Annotated in this window: 20 protein-coding genes; 10 read left to right on the forward strand and 10 right to left on the reverse strand. The window is 72.5% G+C overall.

Annotated features, from left to right (window positions below; genetic code table 11):
- Window positions 1–813: LamG domain-containing protein (locus ABZW11_RS38405; RefSeq protein WP_355428683.1), on the forward strand; the 813-nt coding region annotated here is incomplete at its 5' end.
- A 104-nt stretch (window positions 814–917) separates the two neighbouring features.
- Here ABZW11_RS38405 and ABZW11_RS38410 read toward each other — a convergent pair.
- The gene (locus ABZW11_RS38410; protein WP_355428685.1) at window positions 918–1313 is read right to left on the reverse strand and encodes a VOC family protein; all 396 of its coding nucleotides are present in this window, start codon (window positions 1311–1313) and stop codon (window positions 918–920) included.
- A 95-nt stretch (window positions 1314–1408) separates the two neighbouring features.
- On the opposite strand from ABZW11_RS38410, the gene ABZW11_RS38415 reads away from it, so the two are divergent.
- Complete coding sequence (locus tag ABZW11_RS38415; RefSeq protein WP_355428688.1) at window positions 1409–2449, forward strand: YafY family protein; 1041 nt, start codon at window positions 1409–1411, stop codon at window positions 2447–2449.
- 96 nt (window positions 2450–2545) lie between these two features.
- On the opposite strand, the gene ABZW11_RS38420 is transcribed toward ABZW11_RS38415, so the two are convergent.
- On the reverse strand, window positions 2546–3418 hold the full coding sequence (locus tag ABZW11_RS38420) for an MBL fold metallo-hydrolase (protein ID WP_355428691.1): 873 nt from the start codon (window positions 3416–3418) through the stop codon (window positions 2546–2548).
- Window positions 3419–3526: 108 nt separating this feature from the next.
- Here ABZW11_RS38420 and ABZW11_RS38425 point away from each other — a divergent pair, with 108 nt between their 5' ends.
- Window positions 3527–3955, forward strand: coding sequence for a MarR family transcriptional regulator (locus tag ABZW11_RS38425; RefSeq protein WP_355428693.1), 429 nt, complete (start codon window positions 3527–3529; stop codon window positions 3953–3955).
- A gap of 174 nt (window positions 3956–4129) precedes the next feature.
- On the opposite strand, the gene ABZW11_RS38430 is transcribed toward ABZW11_RS38425, so the two are convergent.
- Window positions 4130–5434 carry an aspartate aminotransferase family protein gene (locus tag ABZW11_RS38430; protein WP_355428696.1) on the reverse strand — a complete coding sequence of 435 codons (1305 nt, stop codon included), beginning with the start codon at window positions 5432–5434 and terminating at the stop codon, window positions 4130–4132.
- A gap of 36 nt (window positions 5435–5470) precedes the next feature.
- Window positions 5471–6118 (reverse strand): TetR/AcrR family transcriptional regulator, encoded by a 648-nt coding sequence (locus ABZW11_RS38435; RefSeq protein ID WP_355428699.1) that lies wholly within the window; start codon window positions 6116–6118, stop codon window positions 5471–5473.
- A 95-nt stretch (window positions 6119–6213) separates the two neighbouring features.
- Between ABZW11_RS38435 and ABZW11_RS38440 the strand changes: the two genes are divergently transcribed.
- Window positions 6214–6600, forward strand: coding sequence for a nitroreductase family deazaflavin-dependent oxidoreductase (locus ABZW11_RS38440; RefSeq protein WP_355428702.1), 387 nt, complete (start codon window positions 6214–6216; stop codon window positions 6598–6600).
- On the opposite strand, the gene ABZW11_RS38445 is transcribed toward ABZW11_RS38440, so the two are convergent.
- The gene (locus tag ABZW11_RS38445; RefSeq protein WP_355428705.1) at window positions 6585–6917 is read right to left on the reverse strand and encodes a cupin domain-containing protein; all 333 of its coding nucleotides are present in this window, start codon (window positions 6915–6917) and stop codon (window positions 6585–6587) included. The two genes, ABZW11_RS38440 and ABZW11_RS38445, sit on opposite strands and share 16 nt — an antisense overlap.
- 72 nt (window positions 6918–6989) lie before the next feature.
- Here ABZW11_RS38445 and ABZW11_RS38450 point away from each other — a divergent pair, with 72 nt between their 5' ends.
- Window positions 6990–7973, forward strand: coding sequence for a helix-turn-helix domain-containing protein (locus tag ABZW11_RS38450; protein WP_355428708.1), 984 nt, complete (start codon window positions 6990–6992; stop codon window positions 7971–7973).
- 118 nt (window positions 7974–8091) lie between these two features.
- Here ABZW11_RS38450 and ABZW11_RS38455 read toward each other — a convergent pair whose 3' ends face one another.
- On the reverse strand, window positions 8092–8988 hold the full coding sequence (locus tag ABZW11_RS38455) for an alpha/beta hydrolase (protein ID WP_355428711.1): 897 nt from the start codon (window positions 8986–8988) through the stop codon (window positions 8092–8094).
- A 96-nt stretch (window positions 8989–9084) separates the two neighbouring features.
- On the opposite strand from ABZW11_RS38455, the gene ABZW11_RS38460 reads away from it, so the two are divergent.
- From ABZW11_RS38460 to ABZW11_RS38480, 5 genes are all read left to right on the forward strand, one after another.
- Window positions 9085–10206 carry a helix-turn-helix domain-containing protein gene (locus tag ABZW11_RS38460; RefSeq protein ID WP_355428714.1) on the forward strand — a complete coding sequence of 374 codons (1122 nt, stop codon included), beginning with the start codon at window positions 9085–9087 and terminating at the stop codon, window positions 10204–10206.
- A 455-nt stretch (window positions 10207–10661) separates the two neighbouring features.
- Window positions 10662–11924: an NAD(P)/FAD-dependent oxidoreductase gene (locus tag ABZW11_RS38465; protein ID WP_355428717.1), complete on the forward strand. Its 1263-nt coding sequence runs from the start codon at window positions 10662–10664 to the stop codon at window positions 11922–11924.
- 124 nt (window positions 11925–12048) lie between these two features.
- Entirely contained in the window at window positions 12049–13554 is a 1506-nt protein-coding gene (locus ABZW11_RS38470) for a PQQ-dependent sugar dehydrogenase (protein WP_355428720.1), read from the forward strand.
- A gap of 131 nt (window positions 13555–13685) precedes the next feature.
- Window positions 13686–14285 carry a hypothetical protein gene (locus tag ABZW11_RS38475; RefSeq protein WP_355428723.1) on the forward strand — a complete coding sequence of 200 codons (600 nt, stop codon included), beginning with the start codon at window positions 13686–13688 and terminating at the stop codon, window positions 14283–14285.
- Between the two features lie 109 nt (window positions 14286–14394).
- Complete coding sequence (locus tag ABZW11_RS38480) at window positions 14395–14607, forward strand: hypothetical protein (protein ID WP_355428726.1); 213 nt, start codon at window positions 14395–14397, stop codon at window positions 14605–14607.
- A gap of 18 nt (window positions 14608–14625) precedes the next feature.
- Here the strand turns inward: ABZW11_RS38480 and ABZW11_RS38485 are convergent, their stop codons facing one another.
- From ABZW11_RS38485 to ABZW11_RS38500, 4 genes are all read right to left on the reverse strand, one after another.
- Entirely contained in the window at window positions 14626–15003 is a 378-nt protein-coding gene (locus ABZW11_RS38485) for a hypothetical protein (RefSeq protein ID WP_355428729.1), read from the reverse strand.
- A 110-nt stretch (window positions 15004–15113) separates the two neighbouring features.
- The gene (locus ABZW11_RS38490; RefSeq protein WP_345405966.1) at window positions 15114–15302 is read right to left on the reverse strand and encodes a DUF4236 domain-containing protein; all 189 of its coding nucleotides are present in this window, start codon (window positions 15300–15302) and stop codon (window positions 15114–15116) included.
- Window positions 15303–15379: 77 nt separating this feature from the next.
- Window positions 15380–16015, reverse strand: a complete 636-nt coding sequence (locus tag ABZW11_RS38495) for a response regulator transcription factor (RefSeq protein WP_355428732.1) — start codon at window positions 16013–16015, stop codon at window positions 15380–15382.
- On the reverse strand, window positions 16000–17265 hold the full coding sequence (locus tag ABZW11_RS38500) for a sensor domain-containing protein (protein ID WP_355428735.1): 1266 nt from the start codon (window positions 17263–17265) through the stop codon (window positions 16000–16002). The genes ABZW11_RS38495 and ABZW11_RS38500 overlap by 16 nt, the downstream gene beginning before the upstream one ends.
- Between the last annotated feature and the right edge of the window lie 26 nt (window positions 17266–17291).

A 17291-nucleotide genomic window follows, 5' to 3' on the forward strand; every position in this document is an offset into this window, starting at 1 on the left:
CGCCGCCTGCCGGGCGTGCCGGGCGGCGGGAAGCGGACCGCGGCGTTCACCGTCACCCCGGGCCCCGCCGACGGCAGCCGCACCGCCGTGCTGTCCGCGACGGTCACCGGCGGCTCGTGGAAGGGTGCCGCCACGGCCGTCCTCGCCCTCGACCCCTGCGCCCCGGCTCCCGCCGGCTCGGCAGTGGTGGCCTGGGACGCCCGGGAGGGCGCCACCGTCGAGGACACCTCGGGCAACGGCCGCCACGCCACCCTCACCGGCGGCGACCCGGCCTACGACGCCACCGCCCCGTCGGGCAGCGGCCTGCTGCTGGACGGGAGCACCTACCTGACCACCGAGCCCACCACGCTCGGCCTGCTGCGCGAGGCCACCTTCGCCGCCGAGGTGAAGGTGGCCGGCAGCGGCTACCGGCGGTTGTTCGACTCGCAGCCCTCCGGTGACCCGGGCACCGACGGCGTGCTCATCGACCTCACGCCCGACGGCAGGGTCCGCTTCATCGGCGCGGGCGCCGGCGTCACCCTGGACGCGGCCCTGACCACCGGCCGCTGGCTGGACGTGGTGGTCACCTTGGACCGCACCGGCGCGCTGACCCTCTACGTGGACGGCGAGCGCGCCGCCACCGGCCAGGTCACCTCCGGCGGCATCACCGGCTGCACCGCCAGGCCGCTGCGGTTCGGCGCCGACCAGAACGGCGGCCAGCGCCTGACCGGCGGCCTCGACCGGGCCGCGATCATCGCCCGCGCCCTGACCGCGCAGGAGGTGGGGAACTGGCGTGAGCTGATCACGCCGTCCGGCCGATCGGCCGGACGGTGATCGTGTTGAGGTCCCCCCCGTCCGGCCGGCCGAGCGCGTGGCCAGATCGCCTCGGCGCCGATGACGGCGCCGAGGCCGCCCGCCGTCTCGCCGCCCCCTGACCGCTACCGGCCGAACCGCTGCCGGGCGGCGTCGGTGACCGGGGTGAAGACGTTCACCAGGTTGCCGTCGGGGTCCCGGACGAGCAGCGAACGGTTGCCCCACGGCATCGTCTTCGGCTCGTTCACCACGTCGGCCTCCTCAGGCAGGCCCTTGAACGTCGCGTCCACGTCCTCCACCAGGAACTCGACGATGACGCTGCGGTTCTCGGCCGGGCGCGCCGAGTCGGGGGCGAACAACGCGACCGTACGCACCCCGCCGATCGCCAGCGTGCCCGTGGCCGTCCTGAGCTCCGCGAAGTCCTCGTTCGCCCACGCCGCCCGCACCCCCGTGACGTGCTCGTAGAAGCCCACCAGCCGCGCCACGTCGGCGGTGATGATCCGGGTCGAGATGAAATCCATGACAGCTCCCTGCTGACCAGTCGATCGCGAACGCCCCACAAGCTAGACCTGATACCGGGCAGAATCCGCCCGGTATCTGCAGCAGACTTGAGAACATGCCGCGACCCACCACCCGCGTCCTCACCCTCCTGGAGCTCCTCCAGGCGGGCGGCACCCGCACCGTCACCGAGCTGGCCGACCGCCTCGGCGTCAACGAACGCACCGTGCGCCGCTACATCGACCACCTCATCGACCTCGACATCCCGGTCGAGTCCGTACGTGGCCGCCACGGCGGCTACCGCCTCACCCCCGGCTACCGCCTGCCGCCTCTCATGCTCACCGACGACGAGGCTCTCGCCGTCCTGCTCGGCCTCATCACCGCCCAGGGCACCGGCACGGCCTCGGAGACCGCCACCGCCAAGATCCGCCGCGTCCTGCCCAGACGCCTCGCCGACCGGCTCGACACCCTCCTCGGCACCCTCGCCTTCACCACCCCGGCCCGGCCCGCCGCCGCACCCGGCACAGCACCCGGCACAGCACCCGGCACAGCACCCGGCACAGCACCCGGCACAGCACCCGGCACAGCACCCGACACCGGCGTCCTGCTCACCCTCGCCGACGCCGTCAGCCACCACCGCCCCGTCACCATCCGCTACACCGCCGCCGACGGCCACCGCAGCGAACGCACCCTCCATCCCCACGGCCTGGTCACCCACAACCGCAAGTGGTACGTCACCGGCACCGACCCCGCCATCGGCGAAGAGCGCACGTTCCGCCTCGACCGCATCGCCCAGGCCACCACCCGGCCCGGCACCTTCACCCCACCCGCCGGCCTCCACGACCCCGCCCAAGACCTGCTCACCAGGCTCGCCACCGCCCCTCACCGGCACCACGTCATCCTGCGCATCCAGGGCACCGCCGCCCAGATCCACACCCGGCTGCCGCCCGGCTTCGCCCTCGTCACCGAATCCCCGCAGGACGGCTGGTCCCGCGTCGAGCTCCACGCCGACCACCTCGACCGGCTGCCTCCCGTCCTGGCCGCGCTCGACCTGCCCTTCGCCGTCGAGCAGCCCGCCGAACTGCGCGACCTCGTCGTCGCGCTCGCCGACCGCCTCACCCGGTCGGCCGTGCGGGAAACCACAGGCCGACCCGGGTAAGCACCTCATTCTGGCCAGCAGAATTCCGGCCAGCAGACGGCGACCTCACCGCCGTCACCCGCACCTCCACGCTGTCCGGAAACGCTCGGCATCCGCTCAGACGTCCAGGGGACGCCAGGCAGGGCCGGCGCCGTCCCGGCGGACCCGCCCGAACACCGCGTCGGCGAAGTGGATCCCGAAGCCGATCGTGTCCGGCTGCTCCAGCTCCGCCACCAGAGCTCGGCGATGCTCGGCGGACCGGGCAGGGTCATGGTCATAGAGGCAGGACCACTCGGGGTGGTCCACCTGGATCGGTGCATGCAGGGCGTCACCGAAGGCGATCAGCCGCATACCGCCGCCGGTGATGACGTACTGCGCGTGCCCGGCCGTGTGACCGCCGGTGACCTGCACCCGCACGCCGGGGAAGATCTCCTGCCCGTCGCCGACCGTGCGCACGCGCGGCGCCAGCGCTGCGGCCGCCTCCTCGGTGACGCCCTGCGCGGACAGGTCGCGCCGCGCCCATTCCGGCTCGGCCACCAGGTACCCGGCCCGCGCGAACACCGGCCGGTCCTCGCCGGGCGCAAGACGCCAGGCCCAGCCCAGGTGATCGATGTGCAGGTGCGTGAAGGCCACCGCCTCGATCTCCGCGGGATCGCGGCCCAGCTCGGCCAGGCCGTCGAGCAGCGCGCCCCCGTGCACGGCGCCGTTCGGGCCTCCCGGCTCAGCCGGCAGCGACACCGGGCCCCAGCCGGCGTCGATGAGCAGCGCACGGTCGCCGCGCTCGACCAGGAGGCCGCCAACGCTCGCCACCAGATGGCCGGAGGCGTCCAGGTATTGCGGATGGGCGGCCCAGGTCTCGTCGGTGGTGTCCGGCAGCCAGCGGCGGGGCCTGCCCTGGATGGCCCCGTCCGGCACGAAGGACACCTTGGTGTCGCCCAGCCGCACCGTACGGATCCCCGCCGGCCGCCGCAACCGCTCGTCATTCTCCATGTCCGCATGCCCTTCTTCGAAGTCGAATCGTGGGCCACCATAAAGCGTCAAGCTTGAAACAATCAAGCTTGAAATATGTTGACTTGAAGCACTTGCTACCATGAACCCATGACCATCCCCCCGGAACCGCAGGCCGCCGCCGAGCGCGAACTGTGCGGCCTGGTGAACGGACTCGCCCAGCAGATCGCCGACCACGTACGCGAGCGCGCCACCACCCTGGGACTCACCGCACCTCAGGCCACCGCGCTACGGGAGATGACCGGCCCCATGACCATGCGCGAACTCGCCGAACGCATGAGCTGCGAGCCGTCCAACGCCACCTTCATCGTCGACAGGCTCGAGAAACAGGGCCTGATCGAACGCCGCGCGCACCCCACCGACCGCCGCGCCAAGCACCTCGTCCTCACCCCCGAAGGTCACGCCCAGCGCGAACGCCTCCTCGACCTCCTCATCCAGGACTCACCTCTGGCCGGCCTCACCCCTCAGCAGCAACGCACCTTGCACGAGCTGCTCGAACAAGCCATCCTCCGCCCCTGACAATCCATCATCCGATCCATCAAGAACGACGGCAGCATCCCCGCGCGGCCGCCGCCGGGAAGCGGTCCTTCGAGCGCGGCGTCACCCGCTCCCCACGCGAAGTGCCGGCTGGCGACCCGAGCGTACTGGTAGAAGCCCGGGCCGAAGATCAACGCCGTGGCCGTCGCGGCTCCCTCACAGCGTGCGCGCGGCTCCGGTGAGCGCCTCGTCCAGGATGGCGGCGCCGCGGCTCAGCCCGTCCTCGCCCGCGGTCAGCGGCGGCGCGATGCGGAACGTGCCGCCCATGCCGGGCAACTGCACGATGTTCATGTGCAGGCCCAGCCCGTAACAGCGGCGGGTCACCTCAGCGCCGAGCCGGTCCGCGCCGCCCGGCCCGAGCACGTCGTCCCCCACCAGCTCCATGCCGAGCAGCAGCCCGCGCCCGCGCACGTCGCCCACCACCTCGTGCCGCGTGGCCAGCTCCTCCAGGTGGCCGCGCAGCAGCTTGCCCAGCCGGCGGGCGCGCTCGTCCAGCCGGTCGCGCTCCAGCATGTCCAGCACGGTGTTGCCGACGGCGGCCGGCAGCGGGTCGCTGACGTGGGTGGTGAAGAACAAAAAGCCCCGCTCGTGGGCGCGCTGCTCGATCTCGGCGCTGGTCAGCACCGCCGCCAGCGGCAGCCCCGCGCCGAGCGTCTTGGACAGCGTGAGGATGTCGGGCACGACGCCCTCGTGCTGGAAGGCGTACCAGTCGCCGGTACGGCACAGCCCCGTCTGCGCCTCGTCCAGGATCAGCAGCATCCCCCGCTCCCTGCACTTCTCGGCCAGCGCCGGCAGGTAGCCGGGCGGCGGCTCGACCACGCCGCCCGAGCTGAGGATCGGCTCCACCAGGCAGGCCGCCAGGCTGCCCACCGACTGGGCGTCGATGAGGTCGAACCCCAGGTCGAGCTGGCGGCGCCAGTCCAGCTCGCCCGAGGCGTCCACGATGGCGGGACGGAACCGATCGGGCACGGGCAGCGCGAAGTTGCCCGGCGCCGCAGGGCCGTACCCCTTGCGGCCGGCGCTGTAGGTGGCGTTCGCTGCGGCCTGCGTCATGCCGTGCCACGACCGGGCGAACGACACGATCTCGTGCCGGCCGGTCACCAGCTTGGCCAGGCGGACGGCGGCCTCGTTCGACTCGGCGCCGGTGGTCAGCAGCAGCGCCTTGTCCAGCGGGCCGGGCACGCTCGCGGCCAGCCGCGCCGCCAGGTCCACGACCGGGCGGCTGAGCATGGCGCTGTGCAGGTGGTCGAGGCGGGCGATCTGCTCGCGTACGGTGGCGACGATCTCGGGATGGGAGTGGCCGAGGATCGCGCTCATCTGGCCTGAGGTGAAGTCGAGCAGCTCCCGGCCGCTCTCGGTGAACAGCGAGGTGCCCGACGCGCGGGCGATGACCTCGGGGGAGAACGCGGCGTGGCCGCTGTAGCGGATGAGGTGGCGGTCGGGGGGCGTCTGGTGTGCCATGTGATCGACGGTAGGGACGCCGGCCTGGCCCGTCCATCACCCGCCGGCGCGCCGCCGCTCTTCGAGGCCGTCGAGGATGAGGTCGAGGCCGTAACCGAACTCCTCGGCGTAGTCGTAGCCGGGCCGCAGCGCGTGCTCCACGATCAGCTCGGCCAGATGCGGCCACTGCGCCGCGGCCTCCCCCTGCAGGATGTTGCCGGCGACCTCCTCCCTGTCGTCGGGGGTGGTGACCGGCAGGACCGACTCCTGCAGCACGAACCCGTAGACGTAGGCGTCGATCGCCGAGACCGCGTGCGCGGCCATCGCCACCGAGAAGCCCGCCCCCCGCAGCACCCCGAGCACCGCGTCATGGTGACTCAGCGTCGCGGGGCCAGGGTCGCGGCGGGAGTCGAGCAGGCTCAGCGCCCAGCTGTGCCGGCCCAGCACCGCCCGCGCGGACACGGCCCGCGCCCGGATGGCCGCCCGCCAGTCGCCGCCGCCGGAGGGCAGCTCGATCATGGCGAACACCTTGTCCACGACGCCGTCGAGCATGGCCTCCTTGCTCGGCACGTGGTGGTAGAGCGACATCGCCTCCACCCCCAGCTCCTGCGCCACCCGCCGCATCGTGATGGCGGCCTCGCCACCGCGATCGGCGACTCTGATCGCGGCCTCCAGCACGCGGTCGCGGCTCAGCGATGGTGACACGGGCGGCTCCGGTACGGGGGATTGACAGCCTTACAAGCGTAAGCCAACCTTACACCTGTAAGCAGCCTTACGCCCGTAAGCCTGAGGAGGCCCCCATGCCCATGCCGCTCTGGTGGGGACACGTCAACAAGCGCATCTTCAACCCCATGTCCATCCGCCGCGGCAGCTACCCGGTGCTCACCCACGTCGGACGCACCTCCGGCCGCGCCTACCGCACCCCGCTCGACGCCTTCCCCGTCCCCGGCGGCTACCTGTTCATCCTCGTCTACGGCTCACGCTCGGACTGGGTGCGCAACATCCTCGCCACCGGCCACGCCCGCCTGCACGCCGACGGCAAGGACATCGACCTGACCGCCCCGCGCATCGTCGGCCGCGACGAGGCGTTCCCCGACCTGCCCGACAGCGCCAGACGCGCACCCCGCCTGCTGCGCATCACCGAGTTCCTCCGCATGGACACCACCGGCACTCAGCCCTCCGGATAGAACAGGAACAACGTGCACCCCTGCGCCGACTGCGGCACGTGCGACGAACCCGCCGGAGCATGGATGAACGTCCCCGCCGGATAGTCCCGCTCACCGTCATTGAACACCCCGGACACCACGAACACCTCCTCCGGCCCAGGATCGTGCACGTCCACGCCCTCCCAGCAGGACCCGGCGTCCATCTCCAGCACGTACGCCCCCGCCCCGCTCTCACCGCGCCACAACGGGCGCAACCGGATGCCGGGAAACACCTCGCGCACCGGGGCGTCCTCCATGGCGGCCCACACGTACCCCGGCAGGTTCTGATGTGTCGTCATGCCCACCACCCTGACAGCCGCCCACCGCCCCCGCCGAGTGTCAGAAAAGACATCTCGCGCTACTTTTCAGACATGCACCGCGTCACCGCCCTCGTCCGCCCAGGACAATCCACCTTCGAACTCGCCTGCGCCGCCCAGGTCTTCGGCATCCAGCGACCCGAGCTGCCCGCCGCGTACACCTTCGGCGTCTGCACAGAACACCCGGGCCCCGTCCCCACCCGCGCCGGCTACGACATGCTCGTCACCGACGGCCTCGACGCCCTCACCCACGCCGACACCGTGATCATCCCCGGCTGGCTCCCACCCGCCGACCCGCCCTCACCCGCCGTCACCGACGCGCTGCGCCGCGCCCACGCGCGCGGCGCCCGCCTCGTCAGCATCTGCTCCGGCGCCTTCGCCCTCGCCCACGCCGGCCTCCTCGACGGGCGCACCGCCACCACCCACTGGGGCCTGACCGCCGAACTCGCCGCCCGCTTCCCGCACGTCCGCGTCGACCCCGACGTCCTGTACGTCGACCACGGCGACCTCGCCACCAGCGCCGGCGCGGGAGCCGGCATCGACCTGTGCATCCACCTCGTACGCCGCGACCAGGGCGCCCGCCACGCCGCCCACATCGCCCGCGCCATGGTCATGCCGCCCCACCGCGAAGGCGGTCAGCTCCAATACACAGCCCCACCCCGCCCCGCCCAGATCGACGGCACCCTCGCACCCCTCCTCGACTGGGCCACCGCCCGCCTCGCCGAACCCCTCACCGTCGAGACCATGGCCGCCCGCGCCGGCCAGTCCGCCCGCACCCTCACCCGCCGCTTCATCGACCAGCTCGGCATCAGCCCAGGCCAATGGCTGCTCGCCCAGCGCATCGCCGCCGCCCAGGACCTGCTCGAAACCAGCGACCTGCCGCTCGACGCGGTCGCCCGCCGCTCAGGGCTCTCCTCGGCCACCAACTTGCGCCGCCGCTTCCACACCGCACTCGGCACCACCCCGGGCGCCTACCGCCGCGCCTTCCGCGGCCGCACCGCGAAGGGACCGGCCCCTGCCGCAGAGCCGGCCCCTTGACCGGCCCTGCCGAAGAGCCGGCCCCTTGAAACACGCTCCGGCCGGCCCGGCACCACCCTCAGCGAGCCGAAGCGCGGCGCAGCACCACCCTCAGCGAGCCACCGTCAGCGAGCCACCGTCAGCGAGCCAGCGCCCGGCGCAGCACCGCCGTCACCTCGCCGAGCTGCCGCTGCGACACCTCGGCCGACAGCAACGCCTGCGAGCCGTGGAAGGTGCCCGCCCACTGGTGCAGCTCCACCGGCACCCCCGCCTGCAACAGCCGCAGCCCGTACTCGATGGCCTCGTCCCTGTTCGGGTCGAACTCCGCCGTCGCGATGTACACCGCCGGCAACCCCGACAGATCCTCGGCCCGGCTCGGAGCCGCATACGGCGTGGCCGGCGCCCCACCCAGATAATGCCGCCAGATCGCAGACACCTTGTCCCGGTTCATCCAGGGCGTCTCGGTGAACGCCCGCCCCGACCAGGTCTCCTGCCGATCATCCAGCGCCGGCTGGTTCAGCAGCTGGAAGCAGATCGGCGGCCCCTGCTCGTCCCGCGCCCGCAACGACACCGCCGCCGCCAGGCACGCCCCCGCACTGTGACCGCCCACCGCCAGCCGCTCCGGGTCGAACCCCAGCTCGCCCGCGTGCTCGGCGGCCCACCGCAGCACCGCCCACACATCGTCCAGCGCCGCCGGGTACGGATGCTCCGGCGCCAGCCGGTACCCCACCGAGATCACTACCGCGCCCGACCCCTCCGCCACCCGGCCGGCCCACGGATGCTCGGTGTCCAGGTCGCCCATGACGAAACCGCCGCCGTGCAGCCACACGATCCCGCCCTGCGCGTCACGCGGGCGATACACCCGCACAGGAACGTCCGGATCGGCCGGCACCGTATGGTCCGCCACCTCCACGTCCTTGAGATCGGGCGCCGGCAACGACGTGGCCAGCGCGGTGAAGTTCTTCCGCTCCGCCACCGGGTCCGACAGGTCGGCGCGCGGAAACAACGGGATGAATGGTTCGAGTTCGGGATCCATGCCAGCCATCCTCGCCATCCCGCCCCTTCGCATCATCCGCCATCCGTCGCACATCGCCCCCGCCCCACGCACCGAACGGCGCATACCCTGGCAGACGTGGAGGCTCTCGCCGTACGACTGTCCCAGCTCGACTCTCAAGCCGGAGGCGCCATCAGGGTCGTCATGTTCTACGACACCCTCATGCGCCGCCGCGTCGACCTGCCCGCACTCACCCGCGCATCCGCCGGCCTCGCCGAATGCGTCACCGGCATCCGCCTGCACGGCACCGGCCAGGCCATCCGCTTCGGCCCCGACGGCAAACAGGTCACCGGCCCACCGCAACCGCCCTCCACCAGCGCCCCCATCCTCCTCGACGACGAAGAGATCGGCACCTGCTGGCTCGAACGCCACGACACCCCCCGCACCCTCGACGACCTCCTCCTCGACCGCCTCGCCATCGCCGCAGCCGCCGTCGTCGAACGCTACGGCCCCGCCCGCACCACCATGGCCGACCCCGCCCTCGTCGAACTCGCCATCAGCACCGACACCGACGAAGCCGCCAGAGCCCGCGCCCTGCGCCTGCTCGGCTTCGCCCCCGGCCTGCGCCTCCACGTCGCCGCCGTCCACACCACACTCCCCCTCGGCCAGATCGGCACCGCCATCTGCCCCACCAGCCCGGTCAAAGCCGCACCCCTCGCCGGCGTCGGCGCCATCCTCGCCACCACCCTCGACCCCACCCGCTTCCCCGCAGACGTACGCGCCGGCATCGGCACCGCATCCAACCCCGCCCGCGCCTGGCACGAAGCCCGCACCGCCCTCCGCTTCACCACCCCCCGCCGGCCCATCACCCACCACGACGACCTCGGCGTCATGGCCCTGCTCGCCCACATCCCGGAAGCCGCCGTCCGCGACAACCCCGACGTCACCGCCGTCGCCACCCTCGCCCCAGAAGACCTCCAAACCCTCGACGCCTACTGCGCCACCGGCTCACTCCGCCGCGCCGCCGACCTCCTCCACCTCCACCACAGCAGCGTCGCCCGCCGCCTCGACCACCTCGGCCGCACGCTCGGCCTCGACCTCACCACCCCGACCGGCCTGATGCGCGCCCACCTGGCCCTCACCACCTGGCGCCTCCTCACCACCCGGGGCAACGGCGAGGACGCAGGCCACCGGCGGGCGCAGCTCCAGGGTCTCCACCCTGAACCCCACGAAACCGGCCTCAGCCGGCAAGCCCTGTAGCTCCTGCGCCGCCGCTTCGCCAGCGACATCACCGCCCTGCTCGAAGGCGCCACCCTCGAAGAGGCCCACCAACGCGCTCACACGACCTGACGCTCAATCGGCCAACCGGACCCACGCGCCGTGCGCGGCCAGGTGAAGGCGTTCGACGACAAGCCGGCCTCGTCGAACGCCTTCACCAGATCATCCGCCCCCTCGCTGAAGTGCGCCCATCTGTCGTAGTGCGCGGGAACGACCCGCGGGCGCCCAGATCCCAGGACGACGGTCGGCCCGCCCACCACCATGACGGCGCTCTCCTGACGCGGAACCTCCCCCATGAAGGGAGGTCTTCCCAGCTGGGGCCTCATTGATGGGATTTTGGTACGGATGAAACGAGGTGCACCACCAACCCGACGCCTTTACACTGTAGATTCGTAAGGGGAATGTTGGAGGGCGGCACGCGCGGGCAGAGGCCCCGCATGGACAGCGACCGGGGACCGCGAGAGCCCGTCATCGTCGTCGGCGCCGGGATGGCGGGACTCGCCTGCGCCCTTCGCCTCCACGAGGCCGGGGTGCCCGTGCGGGTGCTGGAGGCGTCCGACGGGGTCGGCGGCCGGGTGCGTACGGACCTCGTGGACGGATTCCGGCTGGACCGCGGCTACCAGGTGTTCATCAGCTCCTACCCCGAGGCCCGCCGCGTCCTCGACATCGGCGCGCTCGACCTGCGCCCGTTCTCCTCCGGCGTGATCGTGCGGGGCAGGACCGCCGAGGCCAGGGTGATGCTGCCGTGGCGGCACCCCCGGCACGCGTTCAGCGCGCTGATGGCCGGGGTCGGGACGCTCAAGGACAAGGCCGTGCTGTCCGCCGTCACCGGCCGCGACCTCGCCCTGCCCGCCTCGGTGCTGCGCAAGGGGGGCGAGCGGCGTACCGATGAGGAGCTGCGCGCCTGGGGCATGTCGCCCAAGATGATCGACTGCCTGATGCGTCCCTTCCTGGCCGGCGTGCTGCTCGAACGCGAACTGGAGACGTCCAGCCGGGTCTTCCACCTGCTGTGGCGGTCGTTCGCCCGCGGCACCATCGGCCTGCCCGCGCACGGCATGGGCGAGATCCCCCGCCGGCTCGCCGACCGGCTGCCGCCCGGCACCGTCACGCTCGGCGCGCGGGTGGAGGAGGTGACGGACGGCGGGGTGCGGCTCGCGGACGGCACCACGATCAGCGGCCCGGCCGTCGTCGTGGCCGCCGACCCGCACACGGCCGCACGGCTGCTGCAGGAGATCGAGGCGCCGCCCATGCGCGCGGTGACCACCTTCTACCACGCCGCTCCCCGCTCGCCGTTGGGCGAGCCGACCCAGATCGTGGACGCCACCGGCGTCATCACCGACACGCTCGTCGTCACCGACGCGGCGCCGGAGTACTCCCTGGACGGGCGGGCGCTGGTGTCCACCTCGGTGCTCGGCCTGGAGGTGGACGAGCGTACGGTCCTGCGGCGGCTGGGCGAGATCTACGGCGACACGTCCGGCTGGGAGCACGTCGCCACCTACCCGATCCCGGCCGCGCTGCCCGCGATGCCGCCGCCGCATCCGCTGCGCAAGCCGGTACGCCTGCGCGCCGGCCGGTACGTGTGCGGCGACCACCGCGACACCGGCTCGCTCCAGGGCGCCCTGGTGTCCGGCCGCCGCGCCGCGGACGCCGTGCTGGCCGACCTGCCCTCGCGCGTGAGGCCCCGCTCCCCCGCGATGTAAGTTTCATCGGCCTGCGGCAGGCGCAGCCGTATCGCCGCAGGCCAGCGGAGGGGCCCGGCAAGGCACCACGCGGCTTGATCGCGACCCTGGTAACGGCGGCGGACGATCTTATACCGTCCCCGGCATGCCAGGAAAACGCTGGGCCGCGTCCACGCTGCTCGCCCTGTCCCTCCTCGCTGTCAGCACTCCGCCTCAGGCCGCCGCGAGCGCGGCACCGGCGGTGCCGCTGGAGGAGATCAACGCGGTCACCACCCAGGTCGCCTTCGGCCTACGCCGCCCCGTCGCCATCGCCGCCCCGGACGACGGCACGGACCGGCTGTTCATCGTGGAGAAGCGCGGCACCGTACGCGTCTACCACCCCGACACCGGCCTCGCTCCCGACCCGATCATCGACATCACCTCATCGGTGGACGAGTCGGGCAACGAGCGCGGCCTGCTCGGCATCGCGCTCTCCCCCGGCTTCGCCGACGACCACGAGCTGTACCTCGCCTACACGGCGCTGCCGGACGGCGCGGTCACGCTCGCCAGGTACGACATGGACGACGACGGCCTCGACCCGCTGCTCGCCCAGGAGCACGGCGAGAACACCAACCACAACGGCGGCGACCTCGCCTTCGGCACCGACGGCATGCTCTACATGAGCATCGGCGACGGCGGCGGCTCGGGCGACCCGTTCGACAGCGGTCAGCGCCTGGACACCCTGCTCGGCAAGATCCTGCGCATCGACGTCAGCAGGACCTGCGGCGACCTGGCGTACTGCGTGCCCGGCGACAACCCCTTCGCCGACGTCGCGGGCGCGCGGGGCGAGATCTGGATGTACGGCGGCCGCAACCCCTGGCGCTTCTCCGTGGACCACGCCGACGGCTCGATGTGGATCGCCGACGTCGGCCAGGGCCGATGGGAGGAGATCAACCACGTCAAGCCGGGCGACCAGGCGGGCGCGAACCTGGGCTGGTCCTGCTTCGAGGGCTTCGAGGTGTTCGACGAGGCGCAGTGCCGCCCGGACGAGACGTACACCAAGCCCGTCTTCACCTATTCGCCGCACACCGGCGGCTGCGCGGTGATCGGTGGCGAGGTGTATCGCGGCGAGCGGTTCGCCGACCTGGTCGGCGGCACCTACATCGCCACCGACTACTGCTCCTCCACGGTGTGGGCGCTGCGCGAGGACGGCAAGGGCGGCTACCAGCAGGCCGAGCTCGGCCAGACGCCGACACAGGTCACCGCGTTCGGCGCGACGCCTGAGGGCGAGCTGTACGTCGTCAACGACCTGCCCGGCGGCCTGCACCGCGTCACGTTCGAGCGGGCGACGCCGACCTGCCACGTCCGGTACGTCAAGCAGGCGTGGGGCACCGGCATGACCGTGGACCTCACGATCACCAACACCGGCACCGCCCCGATCAACGGCTGGACGCTGCGCTTCCCGCTGCCGCGCGGCCAGCAGGTCGTCTCCGACTGGAACACCGACCTCACCCAGTCAGGTGACATGGTCACCGCCGCGTCCGCGGCCCATAATGCCGCGATCGCGCCGGGCGCCAGTGTCACGATGGGCTACCTCGTGAGTCACACGGGTGACAGCTCGCTGCCCAGCCGGATCTCGCTCAACAGGGACGCCTGCAGCGTCACCCGCTGAGCCGGAGGGGCCGAGATGCGGCGCGGCTCGCGTATGGATAAGGTTCTTGATCAAATGCCGGGTGTGCCGGCGGGGCGCTCCCCCGCCGGCCCGCCCTGCGCCGGTGCAAGAGCGATGACCAGGGAACGTGAGTGGCCAGCCAGAGCAGGGGACGGCCGGGTTGGCTTCATGTCGGCGCGCTCGAGGACCGGGTGCGCAGGGCGTGGGACCCTGGCGCGTTCCCGCCGGCCGAGACCCTGCTCGCGATCATGACCTTCTCGGCGGTGCCGCGCGTCCTCGGCACCCGGCTGGCCGGCCACCTCCACGGCGGCATCGTCGTGGGGCCCGGCTCGGTGCCGGACTTACCGGGGTTCGAGCACCTGCGCGGCACCTCGCTGCCCGTCCAGCAGGGCTGGTGGGACCGCAGCGCCGGCGTCTACGACCCGGCGCGGCGCGCCATCGGAGTCGGCAGCGTGCCGTCGCCGTCGGCGAGCGTGGCGGCGCACGAGCTGGGGCACGCCACCGACGACATGGACGGCATGCCGTCGCAGAGCCCGTTCTGGCTGCACCTGCACGCCAGGAGCGCCCGCTACCTGGCGCCGCCGTACCGGGAGACGGTCACCGAGCTGTACGCCGAGGCGTTCGCGTGCGTGCTGGTGCGGCGGGCGCGGCGGCTGATCCAGCTCTTCGACGACGAGCACACCGCCCAGCAGGTCTACACCTGGTTCGCCAGGCGGTACGGCATCGGCTGAACGAACGGCTCCCGGCGGCGGCGCATCCGGCCGCTATGCTGGGGTACGAGACTGTGGTGATCGAAGTGCGCGCCATCACACGCGGTATCACACGGAGGGGATGAAGCACATGACCGCGATTCTGCTGGCCGGCGGCGTCCTCCGCGTCCCCGCCGCCACCGTGCTGCCCGACGGCACCCACGTCGACGGCACCCGTGACATCACCCCCGAGGCGCCCGACTATCAGGAGTGGCTGCCGCACGCGATCGACGAGAAGGCGTCCTGGCACGGCGACCGCGACGACGAGGCCATCCTGCGCCGCTGGCGCTCATCCGGCGCCTGACCATCCGACGCCTGACGCTCAGGTCGTCACTCTGACCTGCAAGGTGCGCGAGTCGCCCACGAGCGGCGCCACCGCCATTCCGGCCCTGGTCAGCGCCTGCACGCAGGCCACGATGCGGCCGGTCGCCACCGGGTAGGGGTCCGTACACGTCACCAGGAACAGCCCGGCGTCCCCGGCCGAGACGATGAAACCGGCGCAGCCCGCCCGGCGCAGCAGCGCGTGGATGCGCTCGCTGTCGCGGTCACGCTCGTTCCACAGCGGCCGCCCGCCGGCGCCCACCCCGTAGGTCGGCCCGTCGTCCTGCATGGGCGTCCCCGGGTGCCCGCCGCCGGTCAGGTGCGGTGCGCCTCCGCGTACGCGCCCGTCGTCGTCGCCCTCGTATCCGTGCTTCCCCATGGCGGTCACCTCCCCGCCGCCGACTTCCCGCAGAGGGAGTGGTGAAACGGCGGGCCGGGTAAAGGCGGACACGGTGAAGGGCGGGCCGGAGCCCGCCCCTTCACGACGTGTCAGCGGCTGCTGCCGATGGTCTTGCGCCAGTGCAGGCCGCCGGGCAGGTTGATCGACAACGTACGGCGTCCGTCCGCCGAACGGGTGACGCGGAACAGCCGGTTGCCCCAGCTGTGCCCCACACCGCGGCGGGACAGGTTCAGCCGGAACGGGCCGAACTTCTTGGACTTCCGGTAGCTCCAACCCATATCGCTTTCCTCCATGAGTGTGCGTGAACTCTCCGCTACCCACAGAACGCGCGATATATCGCCTTGAGTAAAATCCACTAGCGCCGGAGGTAGGTGAGGACGGCTTGGACGCGCTTGTGCACGGAGTCGTCGGTGCCCAGGTCCAGCTTGGCGAAGATGCGGTTGATGTGCTTGGCGACCGCGGCCTCGCTGACGACGAGCGCTTCGGCGATGGCGGTGTTGGTCTTGCCCTCGGCCATGAGGGCGAGCACGTCGGTCTCGCGCGGGGTGAGCTCGTCGACGCGTGATCGCCGGCTGAGCAGCTTGCGGACGACGTGGGGGTCGATGACCTCGCCGCCGGCGGCGACGGTCTCGATGGCGGCCAGAAACTCCTCGACGTCGCCGACGCGGTCCTTCAGCAGGTAGCCGAGCCCGCCTTCGCCGGTGGTGAGCAGGCCGGCGGCGGCGCGGCCCGAGACGATCTGCGACAGGACGAGGATGCGGGCGGCGGGGTTCTCCTCGCGCAGCAGATGGGCGGCTTTGATGCCCTCGTCGGTGTGGGTCGGGGGCATCCGGACGTCGACGATGGACAGGTCAGGGGTGTAGGCGCGGACGGCGGCCACGAGCGCGCCGGCATCCCCGACGGCGGCCACGACGTCATGACCCGCCGCGTCGAGAAGGCGGGCGAGCCCTTCGCGGAGCAGGACGGAGTCCTCGGCTATGACGACGCGCACGGAACCTCTACGCTCACCCGGGTGGGCCCGCCCTCGGGGCTGGAGACCGCGACACGGCCGCCGAGCGTCTCGATGCGGTCGATGACGCCGACCAGCCCGGTGCCCCTTCCCGGTGCGGCGCCGCCGTGCCCGTCGTCCTCGACGGTGACGACCAGGGTCCGCCGCGGTGTCGGGGCCGCGTGCAGCGTCACGGTGGTGGCTCCGCTGTGCCTGGTGACGTTGGTGACCAGCTCGCTGACGGCGAAGTACAGCCCGACCTCGACGTCCGTCGGCAGGTCCGGCGGGATGGCGAGGTCGACGCCGGTGGTCAGGCCGGCGCGCTGGGCACGGGAGAGGAGGTCGTCGAACGCTTCGGCGAGGTCGTGCTCGCGCAGCGCCGACGGGTAGATGCCGTGCACGATGTCGCGCAGCTCGTCGACGGCCCGCCGCGCGTCGGCGCTCGCCTGGTCGACCAGCGGGCCGATGTCGTGGCCGCGGCGCAGCTCGTACTTCATGGTTCCCAGCGTCATGACCAGGGAGGTGAGGCGCTGCTGCGCCCCGTCGTGCAGGTCGCGCTCGATGCGCCGCCGCTCCTCGTCGAAGGCCGAGGTGATGCGGGCGCGTGACCGCGTCACCTCGTCGAGGCGCGCCCGCAGGGGTTGCGAGGGTTCGCTGACGAGCATCCTGCACAGGCGGCGCCGGCCTTCCGCGGCGAGGGTCACGGCGTACAGGCCGGCGGCGAACCAGACGACCCCCAGGCACGCGACCCCGAGCTGCGCCCCCGCCGAGGCCGGCAGGTCGGGCACCGTGGTCACCGCGCCGGGATCGACGCCCAGGACGAGCAGAACGAGCAGGGCGGCGCCGGAGCCGACCATCATGACCGGCATGAGCAGGGCGACCGACGCGAGCGCGAGGTCGAGCAGCGACAGCGGCAGCAGCAGGGCGCCGTGCAGCAGCTCCGTCCAGGTCGATCGCTCGCCGGCGCGCAGGCGAGCCCATCCGGCGAGCCCCCGTGCCGTGGCGGGCGCGTGCGGGGTGGGCGTGGCGCGCCGGTCGATCCACCGCAACCGCCGGCGTTCGACGTGCCCGAGCGGCAGCCCGGCGAGAACGAGCAGCGGCCAGCACGTCACCAGCCACGAGAACGCGACCAGAGGCGTGGTGGCGAGGTAGGCCAGCGACCTCCACGGCCAGGACGTCACCAGCAACCGCACCGGATGCCGGCGGAGCGCGGCCCCCGGGCCGTCGACCGGTGTCCAGGCCGTCCCTGCCACGGCTCCCGTCCTCGCGTGCTCGCCTG

Source organism: Nonomuraea sp. NPDC004580, from assembly GCF_040609855.1.
Classification (GTDB): domain Bacteria; phylum Actinomycetota; class Actinomycetes; order Streptosporangiales; family Streptosporangiaceae; genus Nonomuraea; species Nonomuraea salmonea.